Raw genomic sequence first — 23,298 nt, 5'->3', positions numbered from 1 at the left:
TTTTTAACCTGAGACCATCATGACCCAAGCCTTGAAAAAGATCTGGCTCGATACCGATCCCGGTTTCGACGACTGGCTGACGATGCTGCTCTTGGGCAGCAATCCCGACATCGAGTGGCTGGGCGTGAGCGTGGTGGCGGGCAATGCACCCGTCGCCATCACTTACGACAACGCCTTGCGCATCAAGGCCCATGACGGCTTGACGGTGCCGATCTACCGCGGCTGCGAAGAACCGCTGGCCGGCGTCATCGAGACGGCGCAGCGCATCCTGGGCGACAGCGGCATGCCGACCACGGGCGACATCCTGCCGCCCGGTGCCGCCAGTGACGCTGCGGGCCACGCCGTCGACGCGCTGATCGCCGCCGTGCGCAAGCATCCCGGCCAGATCACCATCATGGCGATCGCACCGATGACGAACCTAGCCACGGCCTTGTCCCGCGCGCCCGATATCGCCGAGAAAATCGTCGAGATCATCCTGATGGGCGGCTCGACCGACCAGGGCAACCATACGGCGGCGGCCGAATTCAATATCTATGCGGACCCGGAAGCGGCCGCCCAGGTGTTCAAATCCGGCATTCCGCTGCGCATGTTCGGTCTGAACCTGTGCCGCCAGCTCCTGGTGACGAATGCGGAAGTGGAACGCCTGCGCGCCCTCGGCACGCCGCGCGCGCTACGTCTGGCCGGCTACCTGGAAGCGTATGTGCGCATCCGGAGCAGCGACGGTTCCGTGCCCATGCCCATGTACGACCCGGTGGTGGCCCTGTATCTGGAAGCGCCGCAGCTGTTCCAGTTCCAGCCGGCTCACGTGGCCATCGAATTGACGGGCGAACTGACGCGCGGCATGACGGTGTGCGAATTCCGCGTGCCGCGCCGCGCCGCCATCAACACGCAAGTGGCGATGCTGGCCGATGGCCCCGCCGCCATCGAGCGCCTGATGCGCCGCCTGGCCGCCATTCTCGTCTGACCCACTTCACTACGAAACGAGCTTCATGTCTAATTCACCCCTGAGCATCGAACAGTTTTTACGCGCCATGCCGAAGGTGGAGCTGCATTGCCACCTGTTCGGCACGGTGCGGCAAGCCACTTTCCGCGCGCTGGCCGCCAAGACGGGCAATGTCGTCACCCCCGAGGAAATCGACGCGTTTTACACGCGCGGCGACAAGCCCGTCGGCGTGCTGCGCGTGCTGCGCGCGCTCGACGCGCACCTGATCGTCTCGCCGACCGATTTGTATTGCCTCGCCTACGAATACCTGGAAGACGTGCATGGCCATGGCGTGCGCTATGCGGAGTTCTTCTGGAACCCGACCGGCACCGTGCGCGTGTCGGGCATCCGCTACGAGTCGGCGCAGGACGCCATCGTGGCCGCCATCCGCGATGCGCAAAGGGATTTTGGCGTGATCGGCCGTCTGATCCCCAGCATCGACCGCGAAGCGGCTCCTGCCGAAGCCGTGCAGATGGTGGAGTGGATGAAGGCCTACCGCGCGCCGGAAGTGATCGGCATCGGCATCGACTACCGCGAAAACGACCGTCCGCCCGAACTGTTCATCGAAGCCTATCGCGCCGCGCGCGCCGCCGGCTTCAAGTGCACGGCGCATGCGGGCGAATTCGGCATGCCGTGGATGAATGTGGCGACGGCGATAGACGAATTGCAGGTGGACCGGGTCGACCATGGCTACACGATCGTCGACAACCCGGAGCTGGCGCAGCGCTGCGTGGAACGGGGACTTGTCTTCACCGTGGTGCCCACCAATTCGTATTATCTGCGCACCCTGGTCCCCGAGCGCTGGGCGCTCGATCACCCGATCCGCGCCATGGCCAAGCTGGGCCTGAAACTGCATCCGAATACGGACGATCCGACCCTGCACCACGTGACGCCGACGGGCGCCTGGATGATGATGCGCGAATTCGGCTTCGGTCTCGACGACATGCGGGGCTTCATGTTGAATGGCCTGGACGCGGCCTGGATAGACGAGTCCACGCGGCGCGACTGGCGCGCGGAATTTGCGCGCGAATTCGACGCGTTGCGGGCAAGAGTCGTCGGGTAAATCAGGCCGATGCCGGTGGCGGGGCCAGCAGCGACGGAAACGCCCGCTGCGGGCAGCTTTGGCGCTCGCACACCTTGCAGCCCGTGCCGATCGGCGTGGCGCTGGAAGGGTCGTGCAAATCGAGTCCCTTCGAATAGATCAGCCGGTGCGCCTGCGAGATGTCGCAGCCCAGCGCCACGGCAAACGTCTTGCCGGGCGCCCGGAAGCCTGGCGAGGCCGTGCTGACCTGGCGCGCGATCCATAAATACGTGCAGCCGTCGGGCATGCTGGCCACTTGCGTCAGCACCTGGCCCGGATGGCTGAAGGCGTCGTACACGATCCACAGCGGGCAGGTGCCGCCCACCCGTGAAAAGTGAAAGTCCGTGGCCGACTGGCGCTTCGAGACATTGCCCGCGCGGTCGACGCGCACGAAGAAAAACGGCAGCCCCGCCGCATCGGGGCGCTGCATGGTGCTCAAACGGTGGCACACGGCCTCGAAGCCCACGCCGAACTGGTGCGCCAGGCGTTCGATGTCGTAGGCGCGCGTTTCCGCCGCCTGTAAAAAACGCTGGTACGGCATCAAGAGGGCGCCGGCGAAATAATTGGAAAACGCCAGGCGCGCGCCCGTCTGCGCGGCCGCGCCCGAGAGTCCTGCCGCCAGCACCAGGGCGTCGATGAGGTCGCTGTGTTCGAGCAGGCTGATTTGCGCCGCCATCTGGAAGGCGCGTTGGCCGCCCGTCAGGGTGTCGGGCAGAAACAAGATATGGTGTTGCGCGTCGTAGCGGTGCTTGCGCACCATGCCCGCGTCGCCATCGGACAAGCGCACCTGGATGCCGTGGCGCTCCAGCAGCCGGCCTTGCAGCGCGTCGAGCGTGCGCAGGGAGGGATCGAGTTCGCCCGCCACCCGTTCGGCCGCCCGGTCCAGCTCATCGATGTAGTTTTGCCGCCGGTTCAGGTATTCGCGCACTTCCTCGTCCGTGGAGGGCGCCGCCGAGCTGGCGCCGCGGCTGCCGTCGTCGAGGCGCGCGGCCAGCGTATCGGCCCGTTCCGCCATCACCCGGTAGCGCCGCTGCAGGAGCAAAATCGAGCGCGCCAGTTCCGGCATGTTTTCCACCAGCATTTTCAATTCCGCCATCGAGGTGGGCGGCGCGTCGGGCAATTCGCCGAACACGTCGCGCACGTCCGCCACCAGGCTGGCGCTGTCGTGTTCGGAAAAGATTTGCGGGTCAACGCCCAGCACCGTGCCGATGCGCAGCAGGATCGGCACCGTCAGCGGGCGCTGGTTGCGCTCCATCTGGTTCAGGTAGCTGGGCGAGATGCCCAGGGCCTTGGCCAGCGCCACCTGCGTCATGCGCCGTTCCTCGCGCAGCCGCTGCAGGCGCACGCCCATGAAAACCTTTGCCATCGCGTTTCCTCTTCCCCGTTTGTGGAATCTGCAAATTTACAATCTTTGCAGATTAACAGATTCGTCTTTGCATTATCTCGCATTTTCACGCCTTGTTTGCAGGCTGGATTGTGCGAATAATGCAAACAGACCTATACCAACCAGGAGACTCCGAGTGACTACGCAAAACACAATTCCGACCGTTCCCCTCTTGATCAACGGCGAGTGGGTCGAATCCCGCACCACCGTCTGGCGCGACGTCGTCAACCCCGCCACGCAGGAAGTCCTGGCCAAGGTGCCGTTCGCCACGTCCGATGAAGTCGACGCGGCCATCGCCTCGGCCCAGCGCGCCTTCAAAACCTGGCGCAAGACGCCGATCGGCGCCCGCGCCCGCATTTTCTTGAAATTGCAGCAGCTGATCCGCGAAAACATGGCCGACCTGGCCGCCACCCTGACGATGGAACAGGGCAAGACTTTGCTCGACGCGGAAGGCGACGTCTTCCGCGGCCTGGAGGTGGTGGAACATGCGGCCAATATCGGCACCCTGCAAATGGGCGAATACGCGCAAAACGTGGCCGGCGGCGTCGACACCTACAGCGTGATGCAGCCGCTGGGCGTGTGCGCCGGCATTACCCCATTCAATTTCCCCGCCATGATCCCCCTGTGGATGTTCCCGATGGCGATTGCCTGCGGCAATACCTTCGTGTTGAAACCATCGGAGCAAGACCCGCTCGTGACGGAAAAACTCGTGCGCCTGGCCTTGCAGGCGGGCATCCCGGCTGGCGTGTTGAACGTCATCCACGGCGGCGAAGACGTGGTCAACGCCCTGTGCGACCATCCGGACATCAAGGCGATCTCGTTTGTCGGCTCCAGCAAGGTGGGCACGCATGTGTACAAGCGCGCCAGCCTGAACGGCAAGCGCGCGCAATGCATGATGGGCGCCAAGAACCACGCCGTCGTCTTGCCGGACGCCAATAAAGAACAGACCCTGAACCAGTTGCTGGGCGCCGGTTTCGGCGCGGCCGGCCAGCGCTGCATGGCGGCGTCCGTCGCCGTGCTGGTGGGCGAGGCGCGCGAGTGGCTGCCGGAACTGGCCGCCAAGGCGCAAACCCTGACGGTGGGCGCGGGCAAGGATAATCCGGACCTGGGCCCCGTGATCTCGTGCGCGGCGAAAGAACGCGTGTTTGGCCTGATCGCCAAGGGCGTGGAGCAGGGCGCCGTGCTGACGCTCGATGGCCGCGACGTGAAGGTCGATGGCTATCCGAACGGCAACTTCGTCGGCCCGACGATCTTGTCCGGCGTAAAACCCGGCATGGTCGTGTATGACCAGGAAATCTTTGGTCCCGTCCTGATCGTCGTCGAAGTCGAGACCCTGGACGAAGCCATTGAACTGGTGAATGCGAATCCGAACGGCAATGGCACGGCCCTGTTCACGCGGAGCGGCGCGGCCGCGCGCTATTTCCAGGAAGAAATCGACGTGGGCCAGGTCGGCATCAACGTGCCCATTCCCGTGCCCGTTCCCCTGTTCAGCTTTACGGGCTCGCGCGGCTCCAAGCTGGGCGACCTGGGCCCGTTCGGCAAGCAGGTCGTGCTGTTCTACACGCAGACGCAGACGATCACCCAGCGCTGGTTCACGGATGCGGCCTCGGTGGGCAAGGTCAACACCACCATCAGCCTCAAGTAAGGAGTGGCCATGGACTTTGAACTGAGCGACGAGCAGCGCGAGTTCCAGCAGGCGGCGCGCGCGTTTGCCGAAGGCGAACTGGCGCCGCACGCGGCCCATTGGGATGCGGAATCGATCTTCCCCGTGGACACCATCGCCAAGGCGGGCGAGATGGGCTTTTGCGGCCTGTACACGCCGCAGCGCTGGGGCGGCCTGGGCCTGTCCCGCCAGGATGCGGCCATCGTGTTTGAAGAGCTGGCCGGTGGCTGCACCTCGACCACGGCCTACATCACGATCCACAACATGGCCACCTGGATGCTGTCGCGCTGGGGCCAGGAAGCCCTGTGCGACGAGTGGGTGCCGGCGCTGGCGGCCGGCCGGAAGCTGGCCAGCTATTGCCTGACGGAACCGCAATCGGGTTCCGACGCGGCGTCCTTGCGCACCAAGGCAGTAAAAGAGGGCGACTTTTATGTGCTCGACGGTACGAAAGCGTTCATCTCGGGCGCGGGGCAGACGGATATGCTGATCGTCATGGCACGCACGGGCGGCGAGGGCGCGGCCGGCATTTCCGCCTTTGCCGTGCCGGCGAATCTGCCCGGCATCGTGTATGGCAAGAAAGAAGAAAAGATGGGCTGGAACAGCCAGCCCACGCGCATCATCAGCTTCGACCAGGTGAAAGTGCCTGTTGGCAACTTGCTGGGCGCGGAAGGCGAAGGTTTTGCCATCGCCATGAAGGGCATCGATGGCGGGCGCATCAATATCGCCGTGTGCTCGGTGGGCACGGCGCAGGCGGCCCTCACGCGCGCGCAAACGTACATGAAGGAGCGCACGCAGTTCGGCCGCGAACTGGCGCAGTTCCAGGCCCTGCAATTCAAGCTGGCCGACATGCTGACGGAACTGGTGGCGGCGCGCCAGATGGTGCGCCTGGCAGCCTGGAAACTTGACCAGGAAAGCCCGGATGCGACGGCGTATTGCGCCATGGCAAAACGTTTCGCGACGGATGTGGGTTTCAATGTGGCCAACGATGCGCTGCAGTTGCACGGCGGCTACGGCTACATCCGCGAGTACCCGCTCGAGCGCCACGTGCGCGACACGCGCGTGCACCAGATCCTGGAAGGGACGAATGAAATCATGCGCCTGATCGTCGCGCGAGCGATTTTGAAAGACGGCGCTACGGAGACCTTACGATGAACAAAGTGTATACAAATTTACTGCTGGAACGCCGTGGCCATACGGCCCTGGTGACCCTCGACAACCCGCCCGCCCACACGTGGACCCTGGCCAGCCTGAACGCCCTGAAGGAACTGGTGGCCGACCTGAATGCGGACGCCGACGTGTACGCTCTCGTGATCACGGGCGGCGGCGCCAAGTTCTTCTCGGCCGGCGCCGATCTGAACGTATTTGCCGACGGTAACAAGGACACGGCCTTCGCCATGGCCGCCGCGTTTGGCGAGGCGTTCGAGGCATTGTCCGCGTTTCGCGGCGTCAGCATCGCCGCCATCAACGGCTACGCCATGGGCGGCGGGCTCGAATGCGCGCTCGCGTGCGACATCCGCATTGCCGAGGAGCACGCGCAGATGGCCTTGCCGGAAGCCTCGGTCGGCTTGCTGCCATGCGCGGGCGGCACGCAGCATTTGCCGTGGCTGGTGGGCGAAGGCTGGGCCAAGCGCATGATTTTGTGCGGCGAGAGAGTCGATGCGGCCAAGGCCCTGGCCATCGGCCTCGTCGAGGAAGTTGTTCCAACCGGCAAGGCTGCCGCCACGGCGTTGGCCCTGGCTGCCAAAGTGGCGCGCCAGAGCCCGAGCAGCGTGACGGCATGCAAGACCCTGATCCAGGGCGCGCGCAGCCATCCGCTCGTCGATTCCCTGCCCGATGAACGCACCCTGTTCCTGGGCCTGTTCGATACGCAAGACCAGAAAGAGGGCGTGCAGGCGTTCCTGGAAAAACGTCCGGCGGAGTGGAAGAATGGTTGAGACTTTACTTGAAACCGTGAAAATCGAGGAGCGCGACTGTCCCGGCGGCATGAAGCTGGGCGTCATCACCCTCGATGCGCCCAAATCCCTGCACGCGCTGACCCTGGACATGATCCGCGCCATCGACGGCGCTCTCGTGCGCTGGGCCGCTGAAGACGCCGTCGCCTGCGTGGTGCTGCACTCGTCGACCGACAAGGCATTCTGTGCCGGCGGCGACGTGCGCAGCCTGCGCGCGGCCATCGTCGAGCAGCCCGGCGTCGTGCCGAACCCGCAGGCGCTGGCCTTCTTTGCCGAGGAATACCGGCTCGACCACCGCATCCATACGTATGCGAAGCCGCTGCTGGTGTGGGGCGGCGGCATCGTCATGGGCGGCGGCCTGGGCCTGATGGCCGGTGCCAGCCACCGGGTCGTGACGGAAAGCACGCGCATCGCCATGCCGGAAATTACCATCGGCCTGTTCCCCGACGTGGGCGGCAGCTGGTTCCTGGGCCGCATGCCGGGGCGCAGCGGCCTGTTCCTGGGTTTGACGGGCGCGCCCTTGAACGGGGCCGACGCCCTGTTCGCGGGCCTGGGCGACTATTTCCTGCGCCAGGAAGAACGGAACATGGTGCTCGACGCGCTGGCGCTGGCGCAATGGCAAGCCAGTCCGCAAGCGAACAGCGAGCAGCTGGACCGCCTGCTGCGCGGCTTCTCGGCGCCGGCCTCCATGCTGCCCGTGTCCGAAGTGTGCGCCAACTTTGACGCCATCGCTGCGCTGACGCAAGCGCCCACCTTGCCCGAAGTGGTGGCCGCCATTGCCGCGTATGACGGCGATTCGGTCTGGCTGCAAAAGGCGGCCCACTCGCTGGACAAGGGCGCGCCCACTTCGGCCGCGCTGGTCTGGGCCATGCGTGTACGCACGCGCCACATGAGCCTGGCGCAAGTGTTCCAGCTGGAACTCATTGTCGCCGTGCAATGTTGCGCCCATGCAGACTTCAGCGAAGGCGTGCGTGCTTTGCTGATCGACAAGGGCAACGCGCCGCAGTGGCAGCCGGCCAGCCTGGCCGAGGTCAGCGAGACGTATCTCAATGAATATTTCACGGCGCCATGGGATAGCCATCCTTTGCGCGACCTGCATTAAAAGAACAACAGGAGACACATATGCAACATATCGCTTTCATCGGCCTGGGCAACATGGGCGCGCCGATGGCCCGCAACCTGGTGGCCGCCGGCTTCCACGTGTCCGTGTTCGACCTGGCGCCGGCGGCTGTGGCGTCGCTGGTCGAGGCGGGCGCCACGGCGGCCGCATCCGCAAGCGCAGCCGTGCAGACGGCGGACGCCGTCATCACCATGCTGCCAACCAACAAGCACGTGCAGGAACTGTACCTGGCGGCAGGCGGCGTGCTCGATTCGGCCAAGCCCGGTGCCCTGTTCATCGACTGCAGCACCATCGCCGCCGACGTGGCGCGGCAAGTGGCGCAGGCGGCCAGCGAGCGGGGCTTTGCCATGATCGATGCGCCCGTCTCGGGCGGCACGGCGGGCGCGGCGGCCGGCACGCTGACCTTCATCGTCGGCGGCAGCGAGGCGGCCTTGCAGCAGGCGCGTCCCCTGCTGGAAAAGATGGGCAAGAACATCTTCCATGCGGGCGAGGCGGGTGCGGGCCAGGTGGCGAAGATTTGCAACAACATGCTGCTGGGCATACTGATGGCGGGGACGGCCGAGGCGCTGAACCTGGGCGTGGCGCATGGCCTCGATCCGAAAGTCTTGTCCGACATCATGGCCAAGAGTTCGGGGCGCAACTGGACCCTGGAAGTGTACAACCCGTGGCCCGGCGTCATGGACGGCACGCCCGCGTCGCGCAATTACACGGGCGGCTTCGGCACGGCGCTGATGCTGAAGGACCTGGGTCTGGCGCAGCAGTCGGCCCTGTCGGCGAACGCGCCCACGCCCCTGGGCGGGCTGGTGCGCCAGCTGTACCAGATGCATGCGCAAGCCGGCTATGCGCAGCAGGATTTCTCCAGCATCGTGCAGATGCTGCAGCCGGGCTTGGATAAACCCGCCTGAGGAATTTTGGACAAAAAAAAGCCCGCTGGTGAAAGCGGGCTAAATCCAATTCTTGGAAGAGTTGGAGGAGACAGATGCATTATGCTGCATCGCCACATATAACTCCAATTTATCTTTCGAATATCAAATATAGATTTTCGTGATATCTCTTCATGGCAGCCGCGTCGCGGCTGCCAGCGCCACAGTCTTAGCCTGGATTGCAGGCGATCTGCACGGTGGTCACGTTTGCTTCACCCATCACACCGACGCCCGTGTTGGGTGCCACGGTGCATTTCAAGCCGGTAGGCTGGGTAAATACACTGATGCCATACTTGTCGCCATCGGCAACAGGCGATGCCAGAGTGAAGGTCGTGCTGCCTTTGGCCACCGTGGTTTGCGCATTGCCGTTGATCAGGACCAGGCCGTCGGCTGTCAGGCCAGTCACCGTGCCGCCTACCGTGTACGCGTTTCGCGCACAGGAAACCGATGCCTGGATACTGACGTAGTGACCGGCCGAGCCGGTTCCGCCACTGACGGTGCAAGTCATGTGGGCTGGCTGGGTCTGCACGGTGATGTTGTAGTCGGTGCCATAGTCGATGCGCTTGCCAAAGGTAAACGAGGTCTGGCCGGCTTTGATCGGGAGCGGATCGCCGCCATTGGCCAGGACCAGGCCTTCGGTGTTCAAGTTGCTGACGGTGCCACTGACATCATACGAGGCCTTGCCGCCGCAAGCAGCCAATCCCAGGGTCAACAGCAGCGCGGCGATAGGGCGCAGGCAGGATAACTTCATGTATTTCTCCAATCCAATATAGTGGTGACGAATCGCGTAGCTTACTGCGCCGTGCAGTTCAGTGCGGCGCCGGTCGTGGCGGCTGAGCCCATGGTGCCGACGACATCGCGGCCGTTGGCGCTGGCAGAACCCACGAAACTGCACGTCTGGCCTGTTGGATACGTCGCGATGGAAATATTGTAGGCAATGCCGTCATTGACATTCGGGAACGTATAGCTGGTGCTGCCTTTCAGCGGGCTGGTGGTGATATTGCCGATGGCCAGGGTCAAACCGTCTGCGGTCAGGCCCGTGATCGTACCGCTCAGCGGGTAGGTATTGGTCACGCAAATCACCTGGGCCGTGGTCACGGTATAGCTCGATGCCTTGCCGGCGCCATTGGTAATCGTGCACACGGCGCCTTTTGGCTGTTGCGCGATGGTGATATCGTAGCGGTCATCGGTGCTGACCAGCTTGGTGAAAACAAAGGAAGTCTGGCCTGAGGTGACAGGCAGGCGTTCGCCGTCATTCAGCAGAATCAGGCCATCTTTTGCCAGATTGACGACTTGGCCGCTCAGATACAGATTGCCGCCGCTGCCGCCGCAGGCCGCCAATGTGACGGCGCAAGCCGCCGCCAGCATCGAGCGCAGGTACAAATTTTTCATACATTCTCCAAAACGAATTAGGTTGGGTAGCGCAACGCGGACGCTGGCGCCGCATTGGAATGGCGCCTATTTTAGTCTATCTGGCAAGCCGGATGATCTTGCCTTGTATCACCCTGTAACAATTTTTCGCCGGGAAGCGCCGGCCCGGCCCCATTTCATGGGGGCGCCGCCATGCCGGCGGCGGCGATCGGTGCGACAATAGCTGCGGGCTGCGCACCGTGACGCGGCATCTATATAGTGAGTTCCATGTCTCTTGCCCCTGTAAAACCTGCCGTGCCGCCCAAGGCCATCCTCTTCGACCTCGACGATACCTTGTGGCCCATCGCGCCCGTGATTGCCGCCGCCGAAACCCTGCTGCACGACTGGCTGGCCACGCATGCGCCCAAGGTGGCGCAGCAGTTTTCCATCGAGCTGTTGCGCCAGCACCGTCTGGCCATGCTCAATGAACAACCGCATTTCCATGGCAATTTGATCGAGCTGCGCCGCGCGGGCTTGCTGACCGCCTTCGAGGCCGCCGGCGAAGATCCCGCCCTGGTCGACGGCGCCATCGCGCAGTTCCTGGCGGCGCGCCATCGCGTGCAGCCGTATGACGATGTCTTGCCCGGCCTGGCCTGGATGGGGCAGCGCATGCTGGTCGGCTCGATCTCGAATGGCAATGCGGACCTTGAAATTATCGGCCTGGCGCAGCATTTTAAAGTGTCGATTGCCGCCAGCGATTTCGGCGTCGCCAAGCCTGACGCCAGCATCTTCCTGGCCGGTTGCGCCGCGCTGGGCGTGGCGCCGCATGAGGCCGTGTATGTCGGCGATGACTTGTATTTCGATGTCACGGGGGCGCAAGGGGCGGGCATGCGTGCCGTGTGGATGAACCGCAAGGGCAGCGATGCCCATCTGGCCGCCGGCGTGCAGCCCGACGCCATCTGCGCCAACTTTGATGAATTGCTGCTGTGGCTGCAGGGGCAGCTGGAAGATTGATCGCCGTCGGACGGGCGAACGTGCATAATAGGCGCTGTTGATGCACGTTCGGCCGCTTTCGTTGCCGCTTGCTTAACAATATGCTTGTTTAAAGAATATTTGCTTACCTAAGACACCATGCAACTCGATACACGTGCCCAAACACTGCTGAAAGCCCTGGTCGAGCGATATATCGCCGACGGCCTGCCGGTCGGTTCGCGCGCCTTGTCGAAAATTTCCGGCCTCGACCTGTCGCCGGCCACGATCCGCAACATCATGGCCGACCTGGAAGAGCTCGGTTATGTGTCCAGTCCGCATACCTCGGCCGGACGCATCCCCACGCCGCGTGGCTACCGCATCTTTGTCGACACCTTGCTGACCGTCCGGCACTTGGACGAGCACCTGGTGGAGTCGCGCATGCGCCTGCAGACACCGCAGCCGCAAAAAACCATCGCCAACGCGGCGCAGATGCTGTCGTCGCTGTCGCAGTTCGCCGGCGTCGTGCTCAGCCCGCGCCGCGAATCCGTGTTCCAGCAAATCGAATTCCTGCGCCTGTCCGAAAAACGCATCCTGCTCGTCATCGTCGCTCCCGGCGGCGATGTGCAGAACCGTTTATTGCTGACGGAGGCCGACTATACGCCGGCGCAACTGGTGCAATCGGCTAATTACATCAACCAGAATTATGGCGGCCTGTCGTTCGACGCCGTGCGCGTGCGCCTGCAAGGCGAGCTGCGCCAGTTGCGCGACGACATGGGCAGTTTGATGCAGGCGGCCGTGGAGGCGGGCAGCGAAGCGATGGCCGATCATAGCGATGACATGGTGATTTCCGGCGAGCGCAACTTGCTCAGCGTGAGCGATCTGTCATCGAATATGCATTCGCTGCGCCAGATGTTCGACATGTTCGAGCAAAAAACGGGCTTGATGCAGCTGCTCGACGTGTCGAGCAAGGCGACGGGCGTGCAGATTTTCATCGGCGGCGAATCGAACCTGGTGCCGATGGATGAGATGAGCGTGGTGACGGCGCCGTATGAAGTCAACGGCAAGATCGTGGGAACGTTGGGAGTGATCGGACCGACGCGCATGGCTTACGAGCGCGTTATCCCGATCGTCGACATCACGGCCAAGCTGCTGTCGAGCGCGCTCAGCCATCATTGATGCGGTTCAATGCTGCGCCGGCCGGCCCCTTGCGGGAACGGCCGGCGTGGGTCAGGCTGTTTTGTGCGGGCAAGCTGTCTTGGTGCAGTTGCCGTAGATGGCCAGGGCGTGTTCGGCGATCTTGAAGCCGCGCTCTTCGGCCACTTTTTGCTGGCGGATTTCGATTTCTTCGTCGAAGAATTCTTCGACCCGGCCACAGTCGAGGCACACCAGGTGGTCGTGGTGGGAGCCTTCGTTGAGTTCGAAAATCGCCTTGCCGGTTTCAAAATGGTTGCGGTTAAGCAAGCCGGCTTGTTCGAATTGCGTGAGGACACGGTAGACAGTTGCCAAGCCGACATCCATATTGTCGGCCAGCAGAATCTTGTAGACGTCTTCCGCGGTCAGGTGGCGTACCGGGCTACTCTGGAAGATATCGAGTATCTTCAGCCGTGGCAGGGTGGCTTTCAGGCCGCTTGCCTTGAGATCACTAGGATTGTTACTCATGTTTGTTGCTCGTATGTGGGTCAGGTGCTTTATCATATAGCGTTTTGTCGGGGAGTGCCAAAATATGCTTTTTTTTGGCGGGCCGGTCACTCCTGGCGTTTTGTTCATCCAATTGAGGTCATTTATGCGCGTAACCCCGGCTGTATTGCCATCTCTCTGGCACCGTATTTCATTTCGAGCACCAGTCGTGGCAGGCATGGTCTGTGTCGCGCTGGCCGTGTCCGGCTGCGCCAACCGTGGCATTCTTGGCGAAAAGCCGGCAGCTGCTCAAAAAGAAGGCAAGGAACTGGTTCCCGAACAGGGCGCACAAACGACCACCATTACGCCGCTGCAAAAATTCATGTGGTTTTTCTCGCCCTACCGTCCTGACATTCAACAAGGCAACTTTGTCTCCGAAGAGATGCTGGCCCAGTTGAAAGTAGGAATGACGCGCGACCAGGTGCGTTTCGTCCTCGGCACTTCGCTGCTGACCGATATCTTCCATGCCGACCGCTGGGATTATCCATTCCGTCTGGCGCGGGGCAGTGGCGAAACCACTAGCAGCCGCGTGGTCGTGTACTTCGGCAAGGATGGCAAGGTTGAACGTTTCGAAGGCGGCAACTTGCCGACGGAGAAAGAATATATCGACCGCATCGCCGGTCCGTCGCCATTCGCCAAGGTCGCCAAGGCTGACGTGCCTGCCGCCGTCGTGCCATCGCCCGTGGCGCCGAGCGCCGTGCCGGTACCGGCCGATGCCGCTCCTGCCATTCCTGTGAGCAAGCCTGACGTTGCACCAGCACCAGCAACGGCGCCTGCCGCCGAGCCAGCACCGACGCCTGCCGCCGAACCCACCAAATAAGTTGTTGTAAGAGAATAAAATGACTGAACTGAAAATTGCCATCGCTGGCGCCAGCGGCCGCATGGGCCATATCCTGATCGAAGCGGTCAGCAACGCGCCCGACGCCGTGCTGACCGGCGCCCTCGACCGCGCCGGCTCGCCGAGCGTCGGGCAGGATGCCGCCGCCTTTCTCGGCAAGCCTGCCGGCGTGCTGATCGCGTCGGACCTTGCCGCCGGCCTGGCCAATGCCGATTACCTGATCGACTTCACGCGCCCCGAAGGCACTTTGCAGCACCTGGCGTATTGCGCCGAGCATGGCATCAAGATGATCATCGGCACCACCGGTTTCGATGACGCGGGCAAGGCCGCCATTGCCGCCGCCGCCGAAAAGACGGCCATCATGTTCGCGCCGAACATGAGCGTGGGCGTGAATGTCACCATGAAGCTGCTGGAACTGGCCGCGAAAAGCCTGTCCGAAGGCTACGACATCGAAATCATCGAAGCGCATCACCGCTTCAAGGTCGATGCGCCGTCGGGCACGGCCCTGCAAATGGGTGAAGTGGTGGCCGGCGCCCTGGGCCGCGACCTGAAGGAATGCGCCGTGTACGGCCGCGAAGGCGTGACGGGCGAACGCGATCCGTCGACCATCGGCTTTGCTACCATCCGCGGCGGCGATATCGTCGGCGACCATACGGTGCTGTTTGCCGGCATCGGCGAGCGCATCGAGATCAGCCACAAATCGAGCAGCCGCGTCACCTACGCCCACGGCGCCCTGCGCGCCGCGCGTTTCCTGGCCGATAAGCCGACGGGCCTGTTCGACATGCAGGATGTGCTGTCGCTGAAGAACTGAGGAAGACTATGGCCACAGCCATCCTGAATGGAAAAGACATCACCGATGAAGCGAGCTTTCACGCGCAATGCGTGCAAGCCTTCGGTTTCCCCGCGTTCTACGGCAACAGCATGGATGCCTGGGTCGATTGCCTCAGCTACCTGCGCGACGATGAAAACATGACGCAGTTCCGTTTGAAACCGAACGAAGTGCTGGACATCGTGGTACAGGACGCTGACGCGATGAAGGCGCAAGTGCCTGATTTGCTGGAAGAAATCACGTTTTGCATCGCCGGCATCAATGAGCGCTATGACGATTACGGTGAAAAACCGGCATTGAAACTGGTACTCAAGTGAATGGAATGGTAGGTCGGATTAGGCCCTGCGGGCCGTAATCCGACAACATTGTTGGCTGTGCAGGTCGGATTACGCGCAAGCGCCAATCCGACCTACGTCCAGACGACCAACATTTACACCACCTTGCGCTCACGCAAGCCGTCAATCTCCGCACCGTCCAACCCCAGCCACTGCTGCAATACCTCGTCCGTATGCTGCCCCAGCAAGGGCGGCGGCAAGCGGTATTGCACCGGCGAGCCGGACAGGCGCACGGGATTGGCCACCAGCGCCACCGTGCCCGCCGTCGGATGCGGCATCTCCACTTTCAAGCCACGCGCCACCACTTGCGGGTCGGCAAAGACCTGGTCGATGCGGTTGACGGGGCCGCACGGCACGGCTTGCGCCTCGAACGCGCTGATCCACTCTGCCGTCGTGCGCATGACCGTGGTCTGGCGCATCAACGGTATCAACACCGCCCGGTGCGCGACGCGCTGCGGGTTGGTGGCGAAGCGTTCGTCCTGCGCCCATTCCGGGTGGCCGGCGACGGCGCAAAAACGCGAAAACTGTCCATCGTTGCCGATCGCCAGAATCATGTCGCCATCGGCAGTGGGAAAGTCTTGATACGGAACAATGTTCGGATGCGCATTGCCCATGCGCTGCGGCACCTTGCCTCCGCACAAGTAGTTGGCGGCCTGGTTGCCCAGCGCGGCCACTTGCACGTCGAGCAGGGCCAGGTCGATATGCTGGCCCAGGCCCGAGCGCTCGCGTTCGGCCAATGCGGCCTGCACGGCGATGGTGGCGTACAGGCCCGTCAGGATGTCCGTTTGCGCCACACCCACTTTTTGCGGTCCGGCGCCCGGCTGGCCATCGGGCACGCCCGTGATGCTCATCAGGCCGCCCATGCCCTGGATTAAGAAGTCATAGCCGGCGCGCGCCGCATACGGCCCATCCTGGCCGAAACCCGTGATGGAGCAGTACACGAGGCGCGGGTTGAGCGCCAGCAAGCTCGCCGCATCGAGGCCGTATTGCTTCAAACCATCGAGCTTGAAATTTTCCAGCAGCACGTCCGATTCGGCGGCCAGCTTGCGCACCAGGGCTTGCCCTTCAGGGGCAGCCAGGTCGATGCACAAGGAGCGCTTGTTGCGGTTGGCGCACTGGAAGTAGGCAGCCTCGGCCGTATCGCGGCCGTCCGCGTCTTTCAGATACGGCGGACCCCAGGAGCGCGTGTCGTCGCCGCGTCCCGGCTGCTCGACCTTGACGACGTCGGCGCCGAGGTCGGCCAGCATTTGTCCGGCCCACGGGCCGGCCAGCACGCGCGACAGGTCGAGCACGCGCAAGCCGCTCAACGGCGCGGGCCGCAGGGTGGAGGCGAGGGTGGAAGCCAAGGCGTCCATCAGTTGCTGAAGGCGGCGATGCCGGTGATGGCGCGGCCGATGATCAGCGCGTGCACATCGTGCGTGCCTTCATAGGTGTTCACCACTTCCAGGTTGACCAGGTGGCGGATGACGCCGAACTCGTCGGAAATGCCGTTGCCGCCCATCATGTCGCGCGCCATGCGGGCGATGTCCAGTGCCTTGCCGCAGCTGTTGCGTTTCATGATAGAGGTGATTTCCACGGCGGGCGAGCCCTCATCCTTCATGCGGCCCAGGCGCAAGCACCCTTGCAAGCCCATGGTGATTTCCGTCAGCATGTCGGCCAGTTTCTTTTGCACCAGCTGGTTCGCAGCCAATGGGCGGCCGAATTGCTGGCGGTCCATCGTGTACTGGCGTGCCTTCAGGTAGCAGTCTTCGGCCGCGCCCAGCGCGCCCCAGGCGATGCCGTAGCGGGCGCTGTTCAGGCAAGTAAATGGACCTTTCAGGCCGCGCACGTCGGGGAAGGCGTTTTCTTCCGGGCAAAATACTTCATCCATGACGATTTCGCCGGTGATGCTGGTACGCAAGCCCACCTTGCCGTGGATTTCCGGCGCCGACAGGCCTTTCCAGCCTTTTTCCAGCACGAAGCCGCGGATCGCGCCTTCATCGTCCTTGGCCCAGACGACGAACACGTCGGCGATCGGGCTGTTGGTGATCCACATCTTGGCGCCGGAGATACTGTAGCCGCCCGGTACCTTGCGCGCGCGCGTGACCATGCTGCCAGGGTCGGAACCATGGTTCGGTTCCGTCAGGCCGAAGCAGCCGATGAATTCGCCCGTCGCCAGTTTCGGCAGGTATTTCTGCTTGGTTTCTTCGTTGCCGAAGGCATTGATCGGCACCATCACCAGCGATGATTGCACGCTCATCATCGAGCGGTAGCCCGAATCGACGCGCTCGACTTCGCGCGCGGCCAGGCCGTAGCAGACGTAGTTCAGGCCGGCGCCGCCGTATTCTTCGGGTATCGTCGTGCCCAGCAAGCCCAGCTCGCCCATTTCGCGGAAGATGGCGGCGTCCGTGCGGCCATGGCGGAACGATTCAAGCACGCGCGGCACCAGGCTGCCCTGGCAATAGTCGCGGGCCGCTTCCAGCACGGCGCGTTCGTCGCCCGTCAGTTGTTCTTCCAGCAGCAGGGGGGAATTCCAGTCGAATACGGTTTTGCTCATCACAGGCCTCGCAGGTGAGCGCCGGTGATCGGCGCAAGATTGAATATGGCTCATGGTAGGTTTTTGCCTAGCCTTGCGCAAACGATTTTTTTGCACCCAGACATGCGTGATGCGCATATCTTGCGGCATACTGAAGCCTTTCACCGGCCCGATACCCCCATGTCACGCAAAATTCCCATGCTGCAAGCGCTAAATTGTTTCGAAGCGGCCGCGCGCCACCAGAGCTACACGCATGCGGCGCGCGAACTGTCGCTGACGCAAAGCGCCGTGTCGCGGCAGATATCTTCCCTGGAAAGCTTTCTTGGCGTGCAACTATTCCAGCGCACGCGCCATGGCGTGCTGCTGACCAGCGCCGGCGCCGCGTATGCGCGCCAGATCGCGGCCCGCCTCGACGGCCTGGAGCGCGACACGCTCGACACCATGGCGCGCCAGGGCGGCGGCGGGGCGCTGCAGCTCGCGTCTGTGCCCACGTTTGCCACGCGCTGGCTGATGCCGCGGCTGTCGTCGCTGGCCGGTTTGCACCCCGATATCGTCGTGCATATCGATGCCTATACAAAGCCGTTCATGTTTGCCGATACGGAATACGACGGCGCCTTGTACGCGGGTACGCCCGAGCAGCTGGCGCGCTGGCCCGGCACGCGCGCCACCTTGCTCATGCACGAAGAAATCGTGCCTGTCGCCAGCCCGCGCCTGCTGGCGGCGCGCAGCGCCTGGCAGCCGCAGGATTTATTGGAACTGACCTTGTTGCAGCAAAGTACGCGCCCGGGCGCCTGGCGCCAGTGGTTTGACGCCATGCAGGTCGATGGGGAACTGGCGCGCTACGGCGCCCGCTATGAGTTGTTTTCCATGCTGGCCATGGCGGCCGTGCAGGGACAGGGCGTGGTCTTGCTGCCCCGTATGCTGGTCGAAGCGGAACTGGCGCGCGGCGAGCTGCGCATCGCATGCGAGCGCCCACTGCGCGGCCAGCGCGCGTATTACCTGATCACGCCCGAGGCGGCACATGAGAAACTGGCCTTGCAGCAGTTCCGCGTATGGCTGCAAGACGAGGCGGCCTAGACGACCTTGGCCGTATCGAAGTGGGGATTGTCGATCAGGCCGATCTGGTTGCCGAAGGGGTCGAGCAATTCCACCGTGCGGATGCCGTCGCCCACGTCCGTGATCGGATGGTGCAGGCTGCCGCCCAGCGCCACGATGCGTTCGACTTCCTGCTCAATGCCATCCACGCCCCAGTACGTCACGCTGCCCTGCGTGCCAGGCTTGCCGTCCGGCAGCAGTCCCAGCTCGAAGCCGCCGATGGCAAAGCCGACATAGAACGGCTGGTCGAAATACGGTGCCGTGCCGAATACCTGGCTGTACCAGGCTTTGGCCTTGTCCAGGTCGGGGACGGGATAGGTGACGGTGCGCAAGCCCTTGATCATGTTCTGCTCCTGGTGAATGAAGAATAACGCCATCATGCCACCGGCGTGCGCGTGGCGATTGGAAAAATGGAAGGTGCTCACGCGCGCCGGCCCGCCAGCCACGCGTCGGGCGAGCTGCGGGCGAATTCCTGGAAGTCGTGGATCAGGTGCGACTGATCGAAATAACCATATTGCAAGGCCATCTGCGCCCAGTCCTGCTGTCCCGCCACGCTTTGCATGGCCTGGCAGGCGGCGCGGAAACGGCAGATGCGGGCAAACAGCTTCGGGCTGATGCCCACTTGCTGGCGAAATTGCAGCGCCAGGTGCTGGCGCGACACGCCCAGCTGCTGCGCCAGTCCATCCACGCGCACCTGCCCCGATGCCGCCTCAATGGCCGCGATGGCATGGTCGGCCGCGCCGGCCTGGCGCCGTGGCGGCGCGGCGCGCAGGCGCAGCAGCAGATATTCTTGCAAAATGGCAATTCTTTGTGCGTTGGACAAGGGCTCGCTCCATAGCGCGTCACCGAGGCGCGCCGCCAGCTCGCGGCCCCATAGCTGCTGCAATCCCGTGCGGCCATCGCTCAGTTCGCACAAGGGCAGCTGGAAGAAGCGTGCCGCTGCGCCCGGCTTGAAGCGGGCCGCCACCGTCTGCACCAGACCCTGGCTGACGACGGTAATCGGCGCCGTCATCATGCCCACGGCAAAGCTGGCGTCCTGCTGGTCCTGGCACAGGATGTCGATGCAATTGTCGGGCAAGACCTGGTGCGTGAAGGGCGTGGCGCCCGTCTGCACGCGGCAGGTCCAGACGCAGTCCAGCCAGGGCCGCAAGGTGGGGATGGGCAGATATTCCTGATAGACGATCATGGCCGGCTTTGATGCAAAGAACAAGATTGCCATATATTACACAGCATAATTGTGCGCTTGCCAAAATTTGCCGGCCCGGGCCGCCAGCGCGCCGCGCTATCGGGCGGCGACAACCAGTATAATGCTCGGTTCATATCCACTATTGGCCGCACATCATGCAAGATAAATATAGTCCCGCCGACGTCGAACAAGCCGCCCAATCGCACTGGAAGGCGATCGACGCCTATAAAGCCGTCGAACACGATCCGCGTTTCCCAAAAGGCAAGTATTTTGCCTGCTCGATGCTGCCTTACCCTTCGGGCAAGCTGCACATGGGTCACGTGCGCAACTATACGATCAATGACGTGATGTACCGCTACCTGCGCATGAACGGCTACAACGTGCTCATGCCGATGGGCTGGGATGCGTTCGGCATGCCGGCGGAAAACGCGGCCATGGCCAACAACGTGCCGCCTGCGCAATGGACGTATTCGAACATCGCCCACATGAAGCAGCAGATGGAATCGATGGGCCTGGCCATCGACTGGTCGCGCGAAATGACCGCCTGCAAGCCCGAATACTACAAATGGAACCAGTGGATGTTCCTCAAGATGCTGGAAAAAGGCATCATCTACAAGAAGACGGGCACCGTGAACTGGGACCCGATCGACCAGACCGTGCTGGCCAACGAACAAGTGGTCGACGGCAAGGGCTGGCGTTCCGGCGCGCTGATCGAAAAGCGCGAAATCCCCATGTACTACGCGCGCATCACCGATTACGCGGAAGAGCTGCTGGCCTATGTCGATGACAAGCTGCCGGGCTGGCCCGAGCGCGTGCGCATCATGCAGACCAACTGGATCGGCAAGTCGACGGGCGTGCGCTTCGCCTTCCCGCATGCGATCAAGGACGCGAACGGCGCCCTGATCGGCGACGGCAAGCTGTACGTTTTCACCACCCGTCCGGACACCGTCATGGGCGTGACCTTCTGCGCCGTGGCCGCCGAACACCCGCTGGCCATCCACGCCGCGCAAACGAATCCTGCTCTGGCCGCGTTCAACGCCGAATGCAAGCTCGGTTCCGTGATCGAGGCAGACATGGCAACGATGGAAAAGAAGGGCATGCCGACCGGCCTGTTCGTCACCCATCCGCTGACGGGCGCGCAAGTGGAAGTCTGGGTCGGCAACTACGTGCTGATCACCTACGGCGACGGCGCCGTGATGGGCGTGCCGGCGCACGACGAACGCGATTTCGGCTTTGCCAAGAAATACAATCTGCCGATCAAGCAAGTGATCGAAGTCAAGGGCCAGGAATTTTCGACGGACGCCTGGCAGGAATCGTATGGCAGCAAGGACGGCGTCTGCATCGCTTCCGGCAAATACGACGGCCTGCATTTCGCGTCCGCCGTCGATGCGGTGGCCGCCGACCTGGCGGAGCTGGGCCTGGGCGAAAAGAAAACCACGTTCCGCCTGCGCGACTGGGGCATTTCGCGCCAGCGCTACTGGGGCACGCCGATTCCGATGATCCATTGCGCCGACTGCGGCGTGGTGCCGGTGCCGGAAAAAGACCTGCCGGTGGTGCTGCCGGAAGACTGCGTGCCGGACGGCACGGGCAACCCGCTGAACAAATATGAAGCCTTCCTGCAGTGCGACTGCCCGCAGTGCGGCAAGCCGGCGCGCCGCGAGACGGACACCATGGATACCTTCGTCGATTCGTCGTGGTACTACATGCGCTATACCTCGCCAGGCTCGAACGACGCCATGGTCGACGCGCGCAACGATTACTGGATGCCGATGGACCAGTACATCGGCGGCATCGAACACGCCGTCATGCACTTGCTGTACGCGCGCTTCTGGACCAAGATCATGCGCGACTTCGGCCTGGTCAAGTTCGACGAGCCGTTCGTCAACCTGCTGACGCAAGGCATGGTGCTCAACGAAACGTACTTCCGCAAGGACGCCGCCGGCAAGACCACCTGGTTCAACCCGGACGACGTGCGCTTGTCGCTCGATGACAAGGGCCGTCCGCAGTCCGCCGTCCTGGTAGCCGACGGCCAGCCCGTGGAAATCGGCGGCACGGAAAAAATGTCGAAGTCGAAGAACAACGGCATCGACCCGCAAGCGCAGATCGAGCAGTACGGCGCCGACACTGCCCGTCTGTTCACCATGTTCGCCTCGCCGCCGGAACAGACCCTGGAATGGTCGGGCAGCGGCGTCGAAGGCGCGAACCGCTTCCTGCGCCGCGTGTGGAACTTCGGCTATGCCCAGTCGGCAACGATCCAGGCCGCACTGGCTGGCGGCGCCGCACCGGCCACGGGCGACGCGCAGAAAAACCTGCGCCGCGAATTGCACAAGCTGCTGCAGCAAGCCGATTACGACTTGAAGCGCATCCAGTACAACACCGTGGTGTCGGCCTGCATGAAGATGCTCAACACGCTGGAATCGGCCAAGCTGGACGATAGCGCGCAGTCGAAGGCCCTGATCGCCGAAGGCTTCTCGATCTTCCTGCGCCTGCTCAATCCCGTCGCGCCGCACATCACCCATGTGCTGTGGCAGGAACTCGGCTACGCTGGCGTGCACGGCGATCTGCTGAACGTGGCATGGCCGCAGGTCGACCCGCAAGCGCTGGAGCAGTCCGAGATCGAGATGATGATCCAGGTGAACGGCAAGCTGCGCGGCTCGATCACGGTGGCCAAGGATGCGGACAAGGCCAGCATCGAAGCGGCCGCGCTGGCGTGCGAAAGTGTGCAGAAGTACGTCGAGACCACGCCGAAGAAGATCATCGTCGTGCCAGGCAAGTTAATCAGCATCGTGGTGTAATCATGACGACTTCCTCTCAAGTATCGCTGTTGGGCCGCCGCGCCGTGCTGGCGTTGGGCCTGACCGTCCTGCTGTCGGCCTGCGGCTTTCACTTGCGCGGTTCGAACGGCAGTTTCATGCTGCCGTTCGCGACGATGTACATCGGCTTGCCCGACTCGTCGCCGCTGGCGATCGGCCTGAAGCGCTATATCCGCGCCATTGGCAGCACGGAGGTGGTCAATACCAGGGATGGCGCCGACGCCGTCCTTGAAGTGATCTCCGATCCGGAGATGAATCGTACCAAGACCATTTTGTCCCTGAACACCAGCGGCCGCGTACAAGAGTATCAACTCGGCTATTCGATCAATTTCCGCGTGGTGGACAAGGCCGGCAACCAGTTGCTGGCGCCGACGACCATCAGCCTGGTGCGCCCCATCACCTTCGACGACAGGCAGGTACTGGCCAAGGAAACCGAGGAAGCGGCGCTGTACCGCGACATGCGCAACGACCTGGTGCAGCAGATCATGCGCCGCCTGGCCGCCATCAAGCCGGTGCTGCCGGCCATGTCGGTGGCGCCGGTGACGCCGGCCGCGCCGGCCGCCCCGCAGCAGTAACGGGGACG

22 protein-coding genes and 1 pseudogene are annotated in these 23,298 nt (G+C 63.1%); 15 read left to right on the top strand and 8 right to left on the bottom strand.

Annotation, left to right across the window (positions count from 1 at the left end):
• The first annotated feature begins 19 nt into the window (after positions 1–19).
• On the top strand, positions 20–964 hold the full coding sequence (locus tag D9M09_RS24735; RefSeq protein WP_240453468.1) for a nucleoside hydrolase: 945 nt from the start codon (positions 20–22) through the stop codon (positions 962–964).
• 25 nt (positions 965–989) lie between these two features.
• The gene (locus tag D9M09_RS24730; protein ID WP_070290843.1) at positions 990–2,045 is read left to right on the top strand and encodes an adenosine deaminase family protein; all 1,056 of its coding nucleotides are present in this window, start codon (positions 990–992) and stop codon (positions 2,043–2,045) included.
• Position 2,046: 1 nt separating this feature from the next.
• Here the strand turns inward: D9M09_RS24730 and D9M09_RS24725 are convergent, their stop codons facing one another.
• On the bottom strand, positions 2,047–3,429 hold the full coding sequence (locus D9M09_RS24725) for a short-chain fatty acyl-CoA regulator family protein (RefSeq protein WP_070290844.1): 1,383 nt from the start codon (positions 3,427–3,429) through the stop codon (positions 2,047–2,049).
• Between the two features lie 154 nt (positions 3,430–3,583).
• Here D9M09_RS24725 and D9M09_RS24720 point away from each other — a divergent pair, with 154 nt between their 5' ends.
• The 5 genes and pseudogenes from D9M09_RS24720 to mmsB form a co-directional block, all read left to right on the top strand.
• The gene (locus tag D9M09_RS24720) at positions 3,584–5,092 is read left to right on the top strand and encodes a CoA-acylating methylmalonate-semialdehyde dehydrogenase (RefSeq protein WP_121670616.1); all 1,509 of its coding nucleotides are present in this window, start codon (positions 3,584–3,586) and stop codon (positions 5,090–5,092) included.
• Positions 5,093–5,101: 9 nt separating this feature from the next.
• Positions 5,102–6,262 (top strand): acyl-CoA dehydrogenase family protein, encoded by a 1,161-nt coding sequence (locus D9M09_RS24715; protein ID WP_070290846.1) that lies wholly within the window; start codon positions 5,102–5,104, stop codon positions 6,260–6,262.
• Positions 6,259–7,044 carry an enoyl-CoA hydratase gene (locus tag D9M09_RS24710; protein WP_070290847.1) on the top strand — a complete coding sequence of 262 codons (786 nt, stop codon included), beginning with the start codon at positions 6,259–6,261 and terminating at the stop codon, positions 7,042–7,044. Before D9M09_RS24715 ends, D9M09_RS24710 begins: the two co-directional genes overlap by 4 nt.
• Complete coding sequence (locus tag D9M09_RS24705; protein WP_121670615.1) at positions 7,037–8,164, top strand: enoyl-CoA hydratase/isomerase family protein; 1,128 nt, start codon at positions 7,037–7,039, stop codon at positions 8,162–8,164. Before D9M09_RS24710 ends, D9M09_RS24705 begins: the two co-directional genes overlap by 8 nt.
• Positions 8,165–8,178: 14 nt before the next feature.
• Positions 8,179–9,087, top strand: a pseudogene (gene mmsB / locus D9M09_RS24700) (3-hydroxyisobutyrate dehydrogenase); the annotation flags it as partial.
• A gap of 187 nt (positions 9,088–9,274) precedes the next feature.
• On the opposite strand, the gene D9M09_RS24695 reads toward mmsB, so the two are convergent.
• Positions 9,275–9,856, bottom strand: coding sequence for a hypothetical protein (locus D9M09_RS24695; RefSeq protein ID WP_121670613.1), 582 nt, complete (start codon positions 9,854–9,856; stop codon positions 9,275–9,277).
• Between the two features lie 41 nt (positions 9,857–9,897).
• A complete protein-coding gene (locus tag D9M09_RS24690; protein WP_070220540.1) occupies positions 9,898–10,497 on the bottom strand; it encodes a hypothetical protein in 600 nt (199 codons plus the stop codon).
• Positions 10,498–10,743: 246 nt separating this feature from the next.
• Between D9M09_RS24690 and D9M09_RS24685 the strand changes: the two genes are divergently transcribed.
• Together D9M09_RS24685 and hrcA are read left to right on the top strand one after the other, a co-directional pair.
• The gene (locus D9M09_RS24685) at positions 10,744–11,469 is read left to right on the top strand and encodes an HAD family hydrolase (protein ID WP_162995788.1); all 726 of its coding nucleotides are present in this window, start codon (positions 10,744–10,746) and stop codon (positions 11,467–11,469) included.
• A gap of 117 nt (positions 11,470–11,586) precedes the next feature.
• A complete protein-coding gene (hrcA, locus tag D9M09_RS24680) occupies positions 11,587–12,603 on the top strand; it encodes a heat-inducible transcriptional repressor HrcA (RefSeq protein WP_034745713.1) in 1,017 nt (338 codons plus the stop codon).
• A gap of 51 nt (positions 12,604–12,654) precedes the next feature.
• Here the strand turns inward: hrcA and fur are convergent, their stop codons facing one another.
• Positions 12,655–13,086, bottom strand: coding sequence for a ferric iron uptake transcriptional regulator (gene fur / locus D9M09_RS24675; RefSeq protein ID WP_034745717.1), 432 nt, complete (start codon positions 13,084–13,086; stop codon positions 12,655–12,657).
• Between the two features lie 196 nt (positions 13,087–13,282).
• On the opposite strand from fur, the gene D9M09_RS24670 reads away from it, so the two are divergent.
• Genes D9M09_RS24670 through D9M09_RS24660 form a run of 3 tightly spaced genes read left to right on the top strand, consistent with a single transcriptional unit; the run spans position 13,283 to position 15,088 of the window.
• The gene (locus D9M09_RS24670) at positions 13,283–13,924 is read left to right on the top strand and encodes an outer membrane protein assembly factor BamE (protein WP_070220536.1); all 642 of its coding nucleotides are present in this window, start codon (positions 13,283–13,285) and stop codon (positions 13,922–13,924) included.
• Positions 13,925–13,943: 19 nt separating this feature from the next.
• Positions 13,944–14,753, top strand: a complete 810-nt coding sequence (gene dapB / locus D9M09_RS24665) for a 4-hydroxy-tetrahydrodipicolinate reductase (RefSeq protein ID WP_121670611.1) — start codon at positions 13,944–13,946, stop codon at positions 14,751–14,753.
• A gap of 8 nt (positions 14,754–14,761) precedes the next feature.
• Positions 14,762–15,088: a barstar family protein gene (locus D9M09_RS24660; RefSeq protein WP_070220532.1), complete on the top strand. Its 327-nt coding sequence runs from the start codon at positions 14,762–14,764 to the stop codon at positions 15,086–15,088.
• Positions 15,089–15,201: 113 nt separating this feature from the next.
• On the opposite strand, the gene D9M09_RS24655 is transcribed toward D9M09_RS24660, so the two are convergent.
• Complete coding sequence (locus tag D9M09_RS24655) at positions 15,202–16,461, bottom strand: CaiB/BaiF CoA transferase family protein (RefSeq protein ID WP_070220530.1); 1,260 nt, start codon at positions 16,459–16,461, stop codon at positions 15,202–15,204.
• Entirely contained in the window at positions 16,461–17,642 is a 1,182-nt protein-coding gene (locus tag D9M09_RS24650; protein ID WP_070220528.1) for an acyl-CoA dehydrogenase, read from the bottom strand. Before D9M09_RS24650 ends, D9M09_RS24655 begins: the two co-directional genes overlap by 1 nt.
• Positions 17,643–17,801: 159 nt before the next feature.
• On the opposite strand from D9M09_RS24650, the gene D9M09_RS24645 reads away from it, so the two are divergent.
• The gene (locus D9M09_RS24645) at positions 17,802–18,698 is read left to right on the top strand and encodes a LysR substrate-binding domain-containing protein (RefSeq protein WP_070220526.1); all 897 of its coding nucleotides are present in this window, start codon (positions 17,802–17,804) and stop codon (positions 18,696–18,698) included.
• Here D9M09_RS24645 and D9M09_RS24640 read toward each other — a convergent pair.
• Together D9M09_RS24640 and D9M09_RS24635 are read right to left on the bottom strand one after the other, a co-directional pair.
• Entirely contained in the window at positions 18,695–19,096 is a 402-nt protein-coding gene (locus tag D9M09_RS24640; RefSeq protein WP_240453467.1) for a VOC family protein, read from the bottom strand. The two genes, D9M09_RS24645 and D9M09_RS24640, sit on opposite strands and share 4 nt — an antisense overlap.
• 41 nt (positions 19,097–19,137) lie before the next feature.
• Positions 19,138–19,902, bottom strand: a complete 765-nt coding sequence (locus D9M09_RS24635) for a DUF6597 domain-containing transcriptional factor (RefSeq protein ID WP_240453466.1) — start codon at positions 19,900–19,902, stop codon at positions 19,138–19,140.
• Between the two features lie 155 nt (positions 19,903–20,057).
• Here D9M09_RS24635 and leuS point away from each other — a divergent pair, with 155 nt between their 5' ends.
• Both leuS and lptE read left to right on the top strand, forming a co-directional pair.
• On the top strand, positions 20,058–22,697 hold the full coding sequence (leuS, locus tag D9M09_RS24630) for a leucine--tRNA ligase (RefSeq protein WP_070311735.1): 2,640 nt from the start codon (positions 20,058–20,060) through the stop codon (positions 22,695–22,697).
• A 2-nt stretch (positions 22,698–22,699) separates the two neighbouring features.
• Positions 22,700–23,290 carry an LPS assembly lipoprotein LptE gene (gene lptE / locus D9M09_RS24625; RefSeq protein WP_070220522.1) on the top strand — a complete coding sequence of 197 codons (591 nt, stop codon included), beginning with the start codon at positions 22,700–22,702 and terminating at the stop codon, positions 23,288–23,290.
• Positions 23,291–23,298: the final 8 nt, after the last annotated feature.

Source organism: Janthinobacterium agaricidamnosum (genome assembly GCF_003667705.1).
Lineage (GTDB): Bacteria > Pseudomonadota > Gammaproteobacteria > Burkholderiales > Burkholderiaceae_D > Janthinobacterium.
This window is presented reverse-complemented; position numbering and strand designations above follow the sequence as displayed.

Bases quoted from the DNA above. Each gene is read 5' to 3' on its own strand.
- D9M09_RS24670 (WP_070220536.1), top strand. From the start codon at position 13,283: ATGGTCTGTGTCGCGCTGGCCGTGTCCGGCTGCGCCAACCGTGGCATT.
- D9M09_RS24650 (WP_070220528.1), bottom strand. From the start codon at position 17,642: ATGAGCAAAACCGTATTCGACTGGAATTCCCCCCTGCTGCTGGAAGAA.
- D9M09_RS24645 (WP_070220526.1), top strand. From the start codon at position 17,802: ATGTCACGCAAAATTCCCATGCTGCAAGCGCTAAATTGTTTCGAAGCG.
- D9M09_RS24710 (WP_070290847.1), top strand. From the start codon at position 6,259: ATGAACAAAGTGTATACAAATTTACTGCTGGAACGCCGTGGCCATACG.
- lptE (WP_070220522.1), top strand. From the start codon at position 22,700: ATGACGACTTCCTCTCAAGTATCGCTGTTGGGCCGCCGCGCCGTGCTG.
- hrcA (WP_034745713.1), top strand. From the start codon at position 11,587: ATGCAACTCGATACACGTGCCCAAACACTGCTGAAAGCCCTGGTCGAG.
- D9M09_RS24705 (WP_121670615.1), top strand. From the start codon at position 7,037: ATGGTTGAGACTTTACTTGAAACCGTGAAAATCGAGGAGCGCGACTGT.
- D9M09_RS24640 (WP_240453467.1), bottom strand. From the start codon at position 19,096: ATGATGGCGTTATTCTTCATTCACCAGGAGCAGAACATGATCAAGGGC.
- D9M09_RS24635 (WP_240453466.1), bottom strand. From the start codon at position 19,902: ATGATCGTCTATCAGGAATATCTGCCCATCCCCACCTTGCGGCCCTGG.
- D9M09_RS24685 (WP_162995788.1), top strand. From the start codon at position 10,744: ATGTCTCTTGCCCCTGTAAAACCTGCCGTGCCGCCCAAGGCCATCCTC.
- fur (WP_034745717.1), bottom strand. From the start codon at position 13,086: ATGAGTAACAATCCTAGTGATCTCAAGGCAAGCGGCCTGAAAGCCACC.
- D9M09_RS24715 (WP_070290846.1), top strand. From the start codon at position 5,102: ATGGACTTTGAACTGAGCGACGAGCAGCGCGAGTTCCAGCAGGCGGCG.
- leuS (WP_070311735.1), top strand. From the start codon at position 20,058: ATGCAAGATAAATATAGTCCCGCCGACGTCGAACAAGCCGCCCAATCG.
- D9M09_RS24735 (WP_240453468.1), top strand. From the start codon at position 20: ATGACCCAAGCCTTGAAAAAGATCTGGCTCGATACCGATCCCGGTTTC.
- D9M09_RS24725 (WP_070290844.1), bottom strand. From the start codon at position 3,429: ATGGCAAAGGTTTTCATGGGCGTGCGCCTGCAGCGGCTGCGCGAGGAA.
- D9M09_RS24660 (WP_070220532.1), top strand. From the start codon at position 14,762: ATGGCCACAGCCATCCTGAATGGAAAAGACATCACCGATGAAGCGAGC.
- dapB (WP_121670611.1), top strand. From the start codon at position 13,944: ATGACTGAACTGAAAATTGCCATCGCTGGCGCCAGCGGCCGCATGGGC.
- D9M09_RS24730 (WP_070290843.1), top strand. From the start codon at position 990: ATGTCTAATTCACCCCTGAGCATCGAACAGTTTTTACGCGCCATGCCG.
- D9M09_RS24695 (WP_121670613.1), bottom strand. From the start codon at position 9,856: ATGAAGTTATCCTGCCTGCGCCCTATCGCCGCGCTGCTGTTGACCCTG.
- D9M09_RS24655 (WP_070220530.1), bottom strand. From the start codon at position 16,461: ATGGACGCCTTGGCTTCCACCCTCGCCTCCACCCTGCGGCCCGCGCCG.
- D9M09_RS24690 (WP_070220540.1), bottom strand. From the start codon at position 10,497: ATGAAAAATTTGTACCTGCGCTCGATGCTGGCGGCGGCTTGCGCCGTC.